The sequence below is a fragment of the Nocardioides sp. zg-1308 genome, from assembly GCF_013155375.1.
Classification (GTDB): Bacteria; Actinomycetota; Actinomycetes; order Propionibacteriales; family Nocardioidaceae; genus Nocardioides; species Nocardioides renjunii.
Genome location: NZ_JABJQY010000001.1, coordinates 1 through 14,291, shown reverse-complemented (window position 1 = coordinate 14,291; position 14,291 = coordinate 1). Strand labels below are relative to the sequence as shown.

The window sequence follows — 14,291 nt, the reverse complement described above, 5'->3', positions numbered from 1 at the left end:
CCCGAATTACGGAGTGGGCTAGGTTCGGAGGGTGACCACACGACCGATCCCTCGACCCCTGCTCGCCGTCGTCCTCGCCGGCGCCATGACCGTCGGGCTGGCCAGCGCCACCGCCACGGCCGGAGTGCGGGCGGACGCCCCGGTCGACGGCGCGTCGGGGATCGGCGACCCCTACTGGCCGCTCGACGGCAACGGCGGCATCGACGTGTCGTCCTACGCCATCGACAACCGCTACTCGCTCGAGGACAGGCGGCTGAGCGGTCGCACCCGCGTCGAGCTCACCGCCCTGGCCGAGCTCAGGAGCTTCTCCCTCGACTTCCTGCTGAAGGTGTCGAAGGTGACCGTCGACGGCGCGAAGGCCGACGTCGCCAGGACCGGCGGCGGGCACGAGCTCCGGATCACGCCGAAGCGACCGCTGGCCGCCGGCACCGAGCACACCGTCGTCGTGTCGTACGCCGACCGCCCCGGCAGGCACTCCTACGCCGGCGAGGACAACTGGCTCGCGAGCCGGCGCGAGGTCGTCACGATGAACGAGCCGCACATGGCCCCGTGGTGGTTCCCCGCCAACGACCACCCGCTCGACAAGGCGGTCGTCGACGTCAAGGTGCGCGTGCCCAACGGTCGCGAGGTGATCTCCAACGGCGAGCTCAAGGGCAGGAAGGTCGGCCGCACCTCCACGACGTGGCACTGGCGCGCCGACGAGCCGATGGTGCCCTACCTCGCCTTCTTCGCCGCCGGCGACTTCACCATCGCCAAGGGCAGGCACCGCGGACTGCCGTGGCTCGTGGCGGTCTCGAAGGGCCTCAGCGACGCCGAGCACGACGCCAGCATGCGGCTGATGAAGAAGACCCCGGAGGTCGTCGCCGGACTCGAGGAGGACCTCGGCGACTACCCGTTCTCGGTGGTCGGCGGCATCACGACGTCGCTCGACCCGGGCTTCGCCCTGGAGAACCAGACCCGGCCGACCTACCCCTCGGTGGGCGCCGGCTACACCAGCCTCGTGGTGCACGAGCTCGCCCACCAGTGGTTCGGCGACGACATCGCCGTCCAGCACTGGCGCGACATCTGGCTCAACGAGGGGTTCGCGACGTTCATGGAGTGGCGCTGGACCGAGAACCACGGCGGTCGCTCGGCCGCTGCGACCCTGCGCGACTACTACACCGACGTCGACGGCTCCTCCGACTTCTGGAAGCTCACCATCGGCGACCCGGGCGCCGAGCGCGTCTTCGACGGGGCCGTCTACGGCCGCGGCGCGATGACCCTGCAGGCCCTGCGCAACCGCGTCGGCGACGAGGCGTTCTGGCGGGTGCTGCGCACCTGGATCAGCGAGCAGCGCGGCGGCAACGGCTCGTCCGCCGAGTTCGAGGAGGTGGCCGCGCGGGTCAGCGGGCAGGACCTCACCGGCTTCTTCGACGCCTGGCTGCGCACCCCGTCGCGGCCGGCCGAGACGGCGGACAACGGGCTGGCCTGACCCGATGGCCGACGTCACCTGGTTCCGGGCGCCCGCCGACGGCGACCCCGGCACCCTCAACGCCTGCTACAACGCCCTCGACATCCACGTGATCCGTGGTCGCGCCGATGACGTCGCCCTGACGCTCGCCGGCAAGGAGCGGACCTTCGCCTGGCTGCTCACCGAGGTGGCCGCCTGCGCCGGCGTGCTGCGCGCCTTCGGCGTCGGGATCGGTGACCGGGTGGTGCTCGGCTCGCTGCCTCCCGAGGAGGGGGTGCTGGTGGCGCTGGCCGTGGCACGCGTCGGCGCCGAGGCGGCGTACGACGACTCGCCCGGCGCCGAGGGCCGGGTGCGGCTCGGCTCCACCGACGCCGGCGTGGTCCTCACGGTCGACGGCGAGGACGTCCCCTGGGACGTCGCGATGCGCGCGGGCCGCACGGACCCGGCGCCCTGCGCCGACGTGCCCGGCGACGCCGTGCTCGCGCGGCACCGCGACGACGTGCTGACCGTGCGCGCCGCGCTCGGCGCGTCGGACGACCAGAAGGTGCCGGTCACCGCCGGCGCCACGCTGGTGGAGGTCGGCGGGGTGGGGATCTGGTCGTTCGGCGCGCCGGAGGAGCAGGCGGGCTAGCGCTGCTTGCGCAGCCACTTCGCCAGGTCGTCGTACTCGCCCGAGGCGTTGGCGTAGAGCGCCACGTTGCGCGCGGTCTCCAACCACGGCCCGATCGAGGGGCGGACCTCGGACAGGGCCTGGTCGAAGTCGGCCATCCCGATCATCCGGACCTGCCCCGAGCCGACGGACTCCATCAGCGCGTTCTCCGACGCCGACTCGCACAGGTGGGCGAGGTCGGCGCCGCTGAAGCCGTCGGTCGCCCTGGCCAGCCTGCGCGTGTCGATGCGCTCGACCGGCCGGTCGCGCAGGTGGGTGCGCAGGATCGCCTCCCGCGCCTCGCGGTCGGGCGGCAGCACCAGCAGCGTGCGGTCGAGGCGACCGGGGCGGCGCAGCGCCGGGTCGACGTCCCACGGGTGGTTGGTGGCCGCGAGCACGAAGACGCCCTCGTTGTCCGAGCCGACACCGTCGAGCTCGGTCAGGAGCTGGTTGACGGTGGTGCGCGCGCCGCTGTTGCGCGACAGGGAGCGCTTCTGCCCGATGGCGTCGAGCTCGTCGAGGAACAGCACGCACGGCGCGGAGGTCCGGGCGACCTCGAAGAGCTCCTTGACGTTGCGCTCGCTCTGCCCGACGTACATGTCGAGCACGTCGGCCAGCGAGACGTGGATGAAGGAGGCGCCGAGCTCCCCGGCGACGGCCTTGGCGAGGAAGGTCTTGCCGCACCCCGGCGGGCCGTAGAGCAGCAGGCCACCTCGCAGCGACTTGCCGTAGAGCCGGCGCAGCTCCGGGTTGCGCAGCGGCGCGAGGAAGCCGGCCTCGAGGCGCTTCTTGACCTCGGTGAGCCCGCCCACGTCCGCGAGCCGTACGCCGACCCGCTCGGCGTCGAACGCGGCCGGGCCGGGGTCCTCGGTGGCGCCGTCGACGAACATCGGTCCGACCGGGTCGCCGAGGTCGGACTCGGCGGCACGCCAGTCGAAGTCGGTCGGCGCACCCGCAGGGGGCACGTCAGTGGGCGCGTCAGTGGGAGCGTCGGTGGGCGCGTCGGCGGGAGCCTGGTCGGCGGGCGCGGGCGCCGACGGGGGAGCCACGGCCTGAGCCATCAGCTCGCGGGCCCGCGCCGACGTGGGCTCGGTGGCCAGGACGGTCGCGACGTGCTCGACGGCCTCGCCGCCGCGCCCGGCGTCGACGAGCAGCCCGGCGAGGTGCAGCCGGAGGGTGAGGTCGTCCGGGGCGGAGCGCACCGCGGCCGCCAGGCTGTCGATCAGTCGCTCGTCCACGGCGCCCACCCTAGGAGGGCCGTCACCGACCGCGCGCGAGGTTGACCGCGGCGGCGCCGATCCAGCCGATGACGCACAGCACGCCGAGCACCCGCAGGATGCCGCCGAGCACGAGCCCGGCTCCGGCCGCCACCGGGTAGGGGGCGAAGGCCAGCAGCAGCACCGCGACGGACAGGAGCACCAGCAGGCCGATGAGGTAGCGCCCCTGCCACCGCGTCCGGCCCCAGATGCCCCGGCCCCAGCGGCTCACGCCGCGCGGGAGCTGGACGCGGACCCGGTGCAGCAGCGTGGCGAGCACGGCGACGTAGGCCGTGCCGCTCAGCGCTCGGGCCCACCAGGGCGCCTCCGTCACCAGCAGCACGCCGAGCACGATCGCCACCCCGCACAGGGACCACACCACGCGCCGGACGAGCAGCAGGAGCACGACGTCGAGGTTCTGGTGCAGCTGCTTCTCCTGCGGGTCGTTGCCGACCGCCGAGCGCAGCAGGCCGGCCGCGCGGCGGAGCCGGCCGCGGTCGAGCTCGGTCGCGGCGAGGTTGTTCTGCGCCATCGTGTGCAGCGGGTCGAGGGCCAGCGCGTTGCGGAAGGCGGCCTGCGCGCCGGCGTGGTCGCCGAGGCCGTCGAGGCACAGGCCGACGAGGTTGTGGGCGTCGGGACTGTGCGGAGCGAGCCCCACGGCCCGCACCGCGGCGTCGTACGCGTCGCGGACCCGCGGTCGCCGCTGGCTCAGCAGGGCGCGGGCGTGCTGGTAGTGCGAGGTGAAGGCGTGCGGCGCGAGCGCCAGGCCGCTCTCGGCGGCACTCAGCGCGCCGGCGCCGTCGCGGCGGTCGCAGAGGACGTCGGTGAGCTGGTGGTAGCCCGCCGCGTGCTCCGGCGCGAGCGCCAGCGCGCTGCGGACCGCCCGCTCGGCCTCCTCGTGCCGGTCCTGGCGGTTGAGGGCGCGACCGAGCCCCAGCAGGGCGGGGACCGACTCCGGGTCGGCGGCGAGGACGTCGCGGAAGCGCTGCTCGGCCTCGGCGTCGCGGCGCAGGTCGAGCAGCGTCTCGGCACGCATGAGTGCCTGCCAGTCCTCGGTCACGGCGCCCATCCTGACAAACTGGGGCGGTGACTGTGCGCGACATCGTGATCCTCGGCTCGACCGGGTCGATCGGCACCCAGGCCCTCGAGCTCGTCCGCGCCCACCCCGACCGCTTCCGCGTCGTCGCGCTCACCGCCGGCGGCTCGAACCGCGAGCTCTTCGACGCCCAGGTGGCGGAGTTCGCCCCCGCCTGGTCCGGCCTGGGCGAGGAGGCGTCGACGGAGGCCGCGGCCCGGGAGTGCGACGTCGTGCTCAACGGCATCACCGGCGCTGTCGGCCTGCGGCCCACCCTGGCCGCCCTCGACGCCGGCAACACCCTCGCGCTGGCCAACAAGGAGTCGCTCATCATGGGCGGTGCCCTGGTCACCGGCCGGGCGCAGCCGGGCCAGATCGTGCCGGTCGACTCCGAGCACTCCGCGCTGGCCCAGTGCCTGCGCTCCGGCACCCGCGCGGAGGTACGACGCCTCGTGCTGACCGCGTCCGGCGGACCCTTCCGCGGCCGCACCCGCGAGGACCTCGCCACCGTCACCGTCGACGAGGCGCTCCAGCACCCCACCTGGTCGATGGGACCGGTCATCACCATCAACTCCGCCACCCTGGTCAACAAGGGCCTGGAGGTCATCGAGGCACACCTGCTCTTCGACATCCCCTTCGACCGGATCGACGTGGTGGTGCACCCCACCAGCGACGTCCACTCGATGGTCGAGTTCGTCGACGGCTCCACGATCCTCCAGGCCAGCCCGCCGACCATGATGATCCCCATCGCGCTCGGCCTCGCCTGGCCCGACCGGGTGCCCGACGCGGCGCCCGCCTTCGACTGGACCACCCCCGGCACGTGGGAGTTCCTCCCGCTCGACGACGACGCCTTCCCGGCCGTCTCCCTCGCGCGGGCGGCGGGGGAGCAGGGCGGCACCGCGCCGGCGGTCTACAACGCCGCCAACGAGGCCTGCGTCGAGGCGTTCCGCGCCGGGCGCCTCCGCTTCGTCGACATCATCCCCACGGTTGCCGACGTCCTCGCCGCCCACGACGTACGCTCGTCGGAGAACCTGACGGTGGACGACGTCCTCGCGGCCGACGCGTGGGCGCGGGAGCGCGCCACCGCCGTCATCGCGCCTGCCTGACCTGACAAGGAACCCTCGTGACCCCGATCCTCTATACCCTGGGTGTCGTCACCTTCGTGGTGGCCATCCTGGTCTCCATCGGGCTGCACGAGTTCGGTCACCTCATCCCGGCGAAGAAGTTCGGGTGCAAGGTGCCGCAGTGGTTCATCGGCTTCGGCCCGACCGTGTGGAGCCGGCAGATCGGTGAGACCGAGTACGGCATCAAGGCGATCCCGCTCGGCGGCTACGTCAAGATCGTCGGGATGCTGCCCCCGGGTGCCGAGGGCCTCGTCGAGGAGACGACCTACGACGAGGACGGCGAGCCGGTGCACAAGGTGCGCCGCTCCAACACCGGCATGTTCACCCAGCTCATCTCCGACGCGCGCGCCGCGGAGTGGGAGTACGTCAAGCAGCACGACACCGACCGGCTGTTCTACCGGCTCACCTGGTGGAAGAAGGTGATCGTGATGGCGGGCGGGCCGATGGTCAACATCGCCATCGCGTTCTCGATCTTCGCGGTGCTCTTCGCGACCTACGGCAACCCCCGCGACGAGGTCGTCGAGCCCACCGTCGCCGCCGTGCCCGCGTGCGTCATCCCGGTCGAGGAGCTGCCGCGCGACTGCACCGCCGACGACCCGGTCACGCCCGCGAAGGAGGCCGGGATCCGGCCCGGCGACGAGATCGTCAGCTTCAACGGCACCCGGTTCAGCGACTGGGACAGCCTCCAGGCGGCGATCCGCGACAACGCCGACGGCAACGCCGTCATCGAGGTGCGGCGCAGTGACACGATGCTGACCCTCACGACCAACACCACGGTGACCCTGCGCCAGACCTCGCTCGAGGACGACACCCTCACCGAGGTCGGCTTCCTCGGCGTCCAGCCGGAGACGAGCCTGCGGACCGGTGGCCTGCTCTACACGACCGAGCAGATGGGGACGATGACCGTCGAGACGGTCCAGGCCCTCGGCCAGCTCCCGGTCAAGGTCTACGAGGTGGGCCGCGCGATCGTCGGGCTCGAGGAGCGCGCCGCCGACAGCCCCGTCTCGATCGTGGGCGGCGGCCGGTTCGCCGGCGAGGCCGCCTCCAACGAGGCGTTCCCGCTCACCGACAAGCTCGTGACGCTGCTGTTCCTCATCGCGAGCTTCAACTTCTTCATCGGCATGTTCAACTTCGTGCCGCTGCTCCCGCTCGACGGCGGCCACATCGCCGGGGCCCTCTACGAAGGCCTCAAGCGCGGCGTCGCACGCCTCCGCGGCCGGCCGGACCCCGGGCACGTCGACGTCGCCAAGCTGCTGCCGGTGGCCTACGTCGTCGGGCTCGCCATGCTCGTGATGGGCGTGGTCCTGATCGTGGCCGACATCGTCGTGCCGCTGCACCTGAGCTGACCCGGGTCCCGGGTCCGCCGAGTCGGGGCGAGGAGGTCCGCCGACCTAGACTGGCGCCATGACCGCTGTCAGCCCGTCCGTCTCGCTCGGCATGCCCGCCCTGCCGCCCCCCGTCCTGGCGCCCCGCCGCCAGACCCGCCAGATCAAGGTGGGCTCCGTGGGTGTCGGCAGCGAGTCGCCGATCTCGGTCCAGTCGATGACGACCACGCTGACCTCCGACGTCAACGCCACCCTCCAGCAGATCGCCGAGCTCACCGCCACCGGCTGCGACATCGTCCGGGTGGCCTGCCCGAGCCAGGACGACGCCGACGCGCTGCCCGAGATCGCGCAGCACTCGCAGATCCCGGTGATCGCCGACATCCACTTCCAGCCCAAGTACGTCTTCGCGGCCATCGACGCCGGCTGCGCCGCCGTCCGGGTCAACCCCGGCAACATCCGCAAGTTCGACGACCAGGTCAAGGAGATCGCGCGCGCTGCCAAGGACCGCGGCACCTCCATCCGCATCGGCGTCAACGCCGGCTCGCTCGACAAGCGGATCCTCGACAAGTACGGCAAGGCGACGCCCGAGGCGCTCGTCGAGTCGGCCGTGTGGGAGGCCAGCCTCTTCGAGGAGCACGATTTCCACGACTTCAAGATCTCGGTCAAGCACAACGACCCGGTCGTCATGGTGCGCGCCTACGAGCTCCTCGCCGAGGCCGGCGACTGGCCGCTGCACCTCGGCGTCACCGAGGCCGGGCCGGCGTTCCAGGGCACCATCAAGTCGGCCGTCGCCTTCGGCCACCTGCTCAGCAAGGGCATCGGTGACACCATCCGGGTCTCGCTGTCGGCCCCGCCGGTCGAGGAGGTGAAGGTCGGCCTGCAGATCCTGGAGTCGCTCAACCTCAAGCCGCGGCGTCTCGAGATCGTGTCCTGCCCCTCCTGCGGTCGCGCGCAGGTCGACGTCTACAAGCTGGCCGAGGAGGTCACCGCGGGGCTCGACGGCCTCGAGGTGCCGCTCCGCGTCGCGGTGATGGGCTGCGTCGTCAACGGTCCGGGCGAGGCCCGCGAGGCCGACCTGGGCGTCGCCTCCGGCAACGGCAAGGGCCAGATCTTCGTCAAGGGCGAGGTCGTCAAGACCGTGCCGGAGTCGCAGATCGTGGAGACCCTCATCGAGGAGGCCATGCGCATCGCCGAGGGCATGGAGGCGGTCGAGGGCGCCGAGGCGACCGTCAGCGTCAGCTGACCTACCCCGCCTCACCCCTGACCTGACCGGTGGTCGGCGCTCACGTTGGTGGCCGGCCCTCCACCGCCCTAGGCTCGGGAGCGTGCTGAGGACCCGCGAGCAGGTGCGTGTGCTGGGCCCGGGAGACCGGGACCGCTTCGTCGCGCTCGCCGAGCAGGACCCGGTGGTCAACGTGTTCGCCGACTACCGCGCCCGCCTGACCAACCTCGACGAGCGGTGGCTCGGCGGCCAGGTCTGGGGCCGGTTCGAGGACGGCGAGCTCGTCGCCGGCTGCCACCTCGGCGCCAACCTGGTGCCGGTGCAGTGCACGCCCGCCGACGTGGGCGCCTTCGCCGACGCGGCGCTGCGGCGCCGCAGCAGCGTCGGGACGATCGTCGGCCCGAGCGAGGTGGTCGCCGCGCTGTGGGACGAGATCCAGCCCCGGTGGTCGCGACCGCGCGAGGTCCGCCCGGAGCAGCCCCACCTGCAGATCAGCCGGGCGCCGGCCGTGGCGCCCGCCCCCGACGTGCGCCTGACCACGCAGCGCGACCTCGACGTCCTCTACCCGGCCTGCGTCGCGATGTACACCGAGGAGGTCGGCGTCTCGCCGGAGAACGACGCCGGCGGCGGCGACCTCTACCGGGCGCGCGTCCAGCAGCTCATCGGCCGCGGCTGGTCGCTGGCGAGCTTCGACGACCACGGCGTGGTGTTCAAGGCCGAGATCGCCTGCGCGACGCCGTACGCCGCCCAGGTGCAGGGCGTGTGGGTGCGTCCGGACCGCCGGGGCGAGGGCCTCGCCGCGCGGGGCATGTCCGCCGTGGTCAGCCACGTCCTGGAGTCCGGCCTCGCGCCGGTGGTCTCCCTCTACGTCAACGAGTGGAACGCCCCGGCGCGTGCGGCGTACGCCCGCGTCGGCTTCGAGCAGACGGCGACGTTCGCGACACTGATGTTCTGAGAAAGAAGTCTCGCTCGCGGTGTATCAGCACGGCGGGTGCTCCCTCCTCTACTGACATGGGGACAATGGTCACCATGTCAGAGGACCGAAGAGCTGAGGGGCAGCTCGACCAGTCACCGTGGGACTTGGCCAGTGGGGCGTTCATCGCCTGGCGTTCGGGGGACGCCAGCGCGGTGGACGATCTGGTCTCCACGATGACACCGGTGCTCTGGCACGTGGTGAGGGCCTACGGGCACGACCGCCAGTCGGCTGAGGACGTGATTCAGGCGACCTGGCTGGGGTTCGTACGCCTGCACCAGACCATCGACGACCCCAAGGCGGTCGCGTCCTGGCTGATCACCTCAGCCAGGCGCGGCGCAGCCGCACACGCCCGGACCGCACGTCGGGCGACACCGGTGCAGGACGAGACGCTGCACGCCGTGCTCCCGGACGCGGAGTCGGCCGAGGCGCTCGCCGTGCTCGGCGACGAGGGATCACGGCTGTGGAAGGCGGTGGCATCGGTCGACGAGCGGTGCCGCAAGCTGCTGCGGGTCGTGGCCTTCATGGACCGACCCGACTACCAATCCTTGAGCCAGGACCTCGACATGCCCGTCGGGAGCATCGGACCCACTCGGGCCCGCTGCCTGGCCAAGGTCCGAACCGCACTGGAGAGAGGAGGCGAGCGATGACTACTGGGGACGCCGCTCTCCTCGAGGAACTGCGTGACATGTGGCTGACGTACGACCCGCCGCCGCCCGGACTCGTGGCGACCATGATCGCGGCCGTGGCCGCCGCCGGCCTCGACGACGAGTGGGAGATGCTCGTCCTGGTCCGTGACTCGCGCGACGAGCCGGCCGCACAGGTGAGGGGGCTCGCCACGTCGCGGATGCTCCACTTCACCGCGGGGGAGGGCTGGTCGCTCGAGGTCGAGCTCGACGAGGGCCAGGTGCGCGGTCAGCTGCTCGACCTCGACGGCGACATGGGGGCCGTCGAGGTCGTGCTCGAGACGTCCGACGGGCAGAGCTGGGCCACCGCCCTCGACGAGGTGGGGTTCCTCGCGATCGCGGCGGAGCCGACCGGTTCGGTCCGTTTCACGGTGCGCCACGCGGGCGGGTCGGCGACCAGCCGCTGGGTCGAGCTCTGAGGGCTCGGCCCGGCAACGTCGACGCTACGGGCCCGGGTAGGGCTGGCGAAGCTCGACGTGGGGTCCGACCTGGGGGTCGGAGTCGTACGTCGCACGCGCCAGGACCGCGTCCCGTGCGTCTGCGGCCGATGCCCCGGTCTCGCTGATCTCGCGGGCGATGAGGCCCGCCACGATCGGCGCGGCGAAGGAGGTCCCGCTCCACCGGGCCATCCCGGTGCTGAAGACCCGGACGTCGCCCTTGTCGGGCGACTCGTGGCACATGAAGGTGCCGTCGGGGAAGGCGTTGACCACGTTGCGGCCGAGGGCGTAGACGTCGGCGGAGACGCCGTAGTTGGAGAAGGCCGACACGCGTCCGTCGCGGTCGAGCGATCCCACGCCGACGGCCCAGTCGTAGGCCGCGGGCCAGAAGGGTGCCGCCCACGAGTCGTTGCCGGCGGCGGCCACGAGCACGCAGTCCGTGCCCTCGAGGTGCCTGCGGTGGAACCGCGAGAAGGCGATCGACGGCAGGTCGTGGCGGGTGCGGCAGCCGGCGGACAGGTTGATCACCTGCGGCTTGCGGACGATGGCCTCCTCGAGCCGGCGCACGATCTCGGACTCGAGGATGCCGCCGCCGCCCACGCCGCCGACGGCGAAGCCCTCGACGAAGATCGTCGTGAGGGGGGCGATGCAACGCACGACCCCGGCGATGAACGTGCCGTGCCCGGCATAGGGCCGCAGGTCAGGACCGTTGAGCTCGTCGTCGCCCTCGACCCCGTCGAGCCAGGGCGTGCGGGGGTCGTTGCCGGACGGTGGGTTCCAGCCGGTGTCGACGACCACGACGCGCACGTCGTGGCCCTTCTCCTGCGGTGCGACGGGGGGCCACGGCTCGGTGAGCCCGGTCTCCTCGGGCTCGACGGCCGGGCAGGCGCTGCCGCTGCCCCCACCGGGGGAGACGTGCACCCAGTGGTCGGGTGACGCGGCGCCCCGTCGGAGGCCGCCATCCTCGAGCAGGTCGAGGATGTCGGGGACGGACTGCCCTCCGGGCCGCTCGGCCAGCACGTAGCGCACGAGGTCGCCCCCGAGCAGTCGTACGTCGTCACGGCGAGGCGCCTCGTCGAGGACACCCTTGTCGAGGCGCGCCACGGCGGCCTCGAAGTCGCCGGCGTCCTCGGCCCCGACCAGCACGTGGTGGGGGTGGAACAGGTAGGTGAAGTCGGCGGGTGCCTCGGTGTCCCAGGCCACCTGTCGGTCGTTGGCCGCGCGGAGGTCGCGGAGCTGGTCGGTGCTGCGTCGTCGCCGGTCGTCGCCGATCTTCCAGTCGCTCATGATGCGACGCTAGCGACGCGCCGTCGCCGCCGGAATGGTTTCGTGCCAACTCGGCGGCCGGATCGGCAAGGATGGCCGGACCATGGTGACCAGGGTCGAGGCCGAGGAGCTGCTGCGCACGCTCTTCGCCGACCCGGCGGCCGCACGTGCGACAGCGATGGCCGACCTGGTCCCCGACCCCGACCCCGCCGTGTCCTCGGTCGGTCACCAGGTGGTGGGGATCGTGCTGCGCGACCTGGGCGAGACCGACGAGGCCCTGGCCCACATCCGCGAGGCACTGAGGCTCGCGCGGCGCGTGGACGCCGAGCGCGAGGCCGACGTGCGGGCGACCCTCGGCGGCTCCCTGGTCCACGCCGGCCGCACCCGTGAGGGCCTGGCGCAGCTCGACCTGGCCGCTGCCGGGCTGGGCGGTGTTCCGCTGGCCCGGGTGCTCGTCCGACGTGCCCGGGTCCGCGCCTACTACTTCGCCCAGCTCGAGGAGGGGGCGGCCGACCTCCGGCGGGCGCTCGCCCTGCTGGACGGGTCGGGCGACGACGTGTGGCAGGCCCGGGCACTCAACCTGGTCGGATGGACGAGCATCGGTCTGGGCGACCTCGCCGCGGCCCGCCGCGCGTTCGACCGGTCCATCCAGCTCCACGAGGCGCTGGGCCAGCCGGGGGCCGTCGCCGTGGGAGTGCACAACCAGGGTTGGCTGGCCTACCTGCAGGGCGACCTTCCCCGTGCCTTCGAGCTCTATGCCGACGCCCACGCCCGCTTCGAGGCGGTGGGCCAGACCAACACCGAGCTGGTCTACGACCGGTGCGCCGCCTACCTCGCCGGAGGCCTTGCCGCCGATGCCCTCGACGTCGTCGAGCGTGCAATCGTCGCCCGCCCCCTGCTCGCGGTCGAGCGGGCCGACCTCCTGCTGGCGCTGGCCGGCGCCGCGCTCGAGGCGAGGGACCACGCTCGTGCCCGGTCGGCGGCGGACGAGGCCCGCGGCCTGCTCCGCGCGCAGGGGAGGCTGCAGCCCTGGGTGACCGCCGAGCTGCTCGCCCTCACAGCACGGGCAGGGTCGGCCGACCGACCGGGTCGGTTGCTCCACCGCGTCGAGGTCCTCATCGACGTGGCACGTGGGTCCGGGGCCCCCGAGCTGCCCCAGGCGCTGGTGCTGGGCGCCGAGCTGGCCGCTCGGTCACGATCGCCGCGCGCTGCAGGACTCGCGGGCCGCTGGTTGGACGAGGCGTCGCGGTTCCGCAACGCGGCCACCGCCACGACCCGGGCCCTCGGCTGGCTCGCCCTGGCACAGCGCCGCGACGCCGGACGTGACCTCGGCGGGGTCCTCCGGGCGTGCGAGCGCGGGCTGACGGCGCTCGACGAGCACCGCGCCAGCCTCGGGAGCCAGGAGCTGCGGGCGTTCTCCTCCGCCCACGGCGCGGAGCTCGCGGAGCTCGGCACACGCACCGCGCTCGCCGCGGGTGGGGCCCGTCGCCTGCTCCGGTGGTCAGAGCGCTGGCGGGCCACCGCTCTCACGGTCCCCTCGGCCCGCTCCGACGCCGGGACCGAGACGGACATCGCCGCGGACCTCGCGGCGCTGCGCGCCCAGCACCGTCGCCTGGCGGACGCCCGGGCGTCCGGGGAGCCGACCGAGCGCCTCCAGGCGCGCGCGACGAGGCTCGAGCAGTCGGTGCGACAGCGTCTGCTCCACGCGCGCGGCTCGGGGGAGACGGGGGCGTCGCTCGACGTGGACGAGCTCCTCGCCGCCCTCGCGGCGGACGACGCCGTCCTCGTCGAGCTCGTCGAGATCCGCGGTCACCTGCACGCCGTGGTGGCGGGACGCGGACGTGTGCGCCGCCTCGAGGTGGGTGGCGCCGCCGGCGCCACGAAGGCCGTCGACTTCGCCCTCTTCACCCTCCGCCAGGCCGCCCGGGGGCGCCGGGCCCAGCTGGACGTGGCCGGTGCCCGGCTGCAGCAGGCCCTCCTCGGTCCCGCCCTCGGCCGGGCGGGGGACGCCCGGGTCGTCGTGTCCGGCACGAGTGCCTTGCAGGGCGTGCCCTGGGGGCTGCTCCCGTCGTTGGCGCACCGGCCCGTCACGAGCACCCCGTCGGCGCGGCTGTGGCTGCGCGCGCGCACCGCTGCACCCGCCGATCGGGACCGTCGGGTGATGCTCGTCGGGCCCGGCCTCGGCAGTGGTGGCGCCGAGGTGCCCGCCGTCGCCGCCCAGGACCCGGGTGCCGAGGTGATCGACGGTGACGCGGCCACGGTGGCGGCGTCCCTCGCCGCGCTCGACGGCGCGGCGCTGGCGCACGTGGCGGCGCACGGACACTTCCGTGAGGACAGCCCGCTGTTCTCCTCGCTCACGCTCGCCGACGGTCCGCTGCTCGTGCACGACCTCCAGCGCCTCCACCGACCTCCGCACCGGGTGGTGCTCTCGGCCTGCGAGTCCGGCGTCATGGCCCCCGTCGGCGACCAGGAGCTGCTGGGGCTGGCGGCCGCCCTGCTCTCGATGGGGACGGCCGGCGTGGTCTCCAGCCTCGCCGAGGTCGACGACGCGGCCACGGTCGATGTGATGGTCGCGCTGCACGCGAGGCTGCGGCAGAGCGGCGGCCTGGGCGACGCGATGCTCGCCGCCCGCGAGGCGGCGGCCGGCGACCCCGTGCTGACGGCGACCGCCGCCTCGTTCACGGTCCTCGGCATCTGAGGGCGCGCGCCCCGGCCCCGGTTGGTGGTGGCGGCACATCGCGCACGGGCGGGCGGGGGTGGCGGCACATCGCACGCGACGGCCGTGTTCGGCTGCGATGTGCCGCCACCATCGGGATCGGGTGGGCGGG

Annotated in this window: 12 protein-coding genes; 9 read left to right on the top strand and 3 right to left on the bottom strand. The window is 73.4% G+C overall.

Translation table 11 applies throughout. From position 1 onward, the window contains the following. The first annotated feature begins 31 nt into the window (after positions 1-31). Both HN031_RS00060 and HN031_RS00055 read left to right on the top strand, forming a co-directional pair. Complete coding sequence (locus tag HN031_RS00060; protein ID WP_172264595.1) at positions 32-1,471, top strand: M1 family metallopeptidase; 1,440 nt, start codon at positions 32-34, stop codon at positions 1,469-1,471. A gap of 4 nt (positions 1,472-1,475) precedes the next feature. Beyond that, complete coding sequence (locus tag HN031_RS00055; RefSeq protein ID WP_172264592.1) at positions 1,476-2,081, top strand: AMP-binding protein; 606 nt, start codon at positions 1,476-1,478, stop codon at positions 2,079-2,081. Here the strand turns inward: HN031_RS00055 and HN031_RS00050 are convergent. Both HN031_RS00050 and HN031_RS00045 read right to left on the bottom strand, forming a co-directional pair. Then, positions 2,078-3,337, bottom strand: a complete 1,260-nt coding sequence (locus tag HN031_RS00050; protein ID WP_172264589.1) for an AAA family ATPase — start codon at positions 3,335-3,337, stop codon at positions 2,078-2,080. The genes HN031_RS00055 and HN031_RS00050 overlap by 4 nt on opposite strands. Before the next feature lie 22 nt (positions 3,338-3,359). Next, positions 3,360-4,415, bottom strand: coding sequence for a tetratricopeptide repeat protein (locus HN031_RS00045; RefSeq protein WP_172264586.1), 1,056 nt, complete (start codon positions 4,413-4,415; stop codon positions 3,360-3,362). 32 nt (positions 4,416-4,447) lie between these two features. On the opposite strand from HN031_RS00045, the gene dxr reads away from it, so the two are divergent. The 6 genes from dxr (at position 4,448) to HN031_RS00015 (ending at position 10,179) form a co-directional block, all read left to right on the top strand. Then, positions 4,448-5,536 carry a 1-deoxy-D-xylulose-5-phosphate reductoisomerase gene (dxr, locus tag HN031_RS00040; RefSeq protein WP_322922034.1) on the top strand — a complete coding sequence of 363 codons (1,089 nt, stop codon included), beginning with the start codon at positions 4,448-4,450 and terminating at the stop codon, positions 5,534-5,536. A gap of 17 nt (positions 5,537-5,553) precedes the next feature. Beyond that, positions 5,554-6,900, top strand: a complete 1,347-nt coding sequence (locus tag HN031_RS00035) for a site-2 protease family protein (protein WP_172264581.1) — start codon at positions 5,554-5,556, stop codon at positions 6,898-6,900. 58 nt (positions 6,901-6,958) lie between these two features. Then, complete coding sequence (gene ispG, locus HN031_RS00030; protein WP_172264579.1) at positions 6,959-8,122, top strand: flavodoxin-dependent (E)-4-hydroxy-3-methylbut-2-enyl-diphosphate synthase; 1,164 nt, start codon at positions 6,959-6,961, stop codon at positions 8,120-8,122. An 82-nt stretch (positions 8,123-8,204) separates the two neighbouring features. After that, positions 8,205-9,056 carry a GNAT family N-acetyltransferase gene (locus tag HN031_RS00025; RefSeq protein WP_172264576.1) on the top strand — a complete coding sequence of 284 codons (852 nt, stop codon included), beginning with the start codon at positions 8,205-8,207 and terminating at the stop codon, positions 9,054-9,056. Positions 9,057-9,130: 74 nt separating this feature from the next. After that, complete coding sequence (locus tag HN031_RS00020) at positions 9,131-9,724, top strand: RNA polymerase sigma factor (RefSeq protein ID WP_216651950.1); 594 nt, start codon at positions 9,131-9,133, stop codon at positions 9,722-9,724. Next, entirely contained in the window at positions 9,721-10,179 is a 459-nt protein-coding gene (locus HN031_RS00015) for a hypothetical protein (protein WP_172264570.1), read from the top strand. Before HN031_RS00020 ends, HN031_RS00015 begins: the two co-directional genes overlap by 4 nt. Positions 10,180-10,203: 24 nt before the next feature. Here HN031_RS00015 and HN031_RS00010 read toward each other — a convergent pair whose 3' ends face one another. Further along, on the bottom strand, positions 10,204-11,484 hold the full coding sequence (locus tag HN031_RS00010) for a S8/S53 family peptidase (protein WP_172264567.1): 1,281 nt from the start codon (positions 11,482-11,484) through the stop codon (positions 10,204-10,206). Between the two features lie 82 nt (positions 11,485-11,566). On the opposite strand from HN031_RS00010, the gene HN031_RS00005 reads away from it, so the two are divergent. Beyond that, positions 11,567-14,161: a CHAT domain-containing protein gene (locus HN031_RS00005; RefSeq protein WP_172264564.1), complete on the top strand. Its 2,595-nt coding sequence runs from the start codon at positions 11,567-11,569 to the stop codon at positions 14,159-14,161. Positions 14,162-14,291 lie beyond the last annotated feature (130 nt).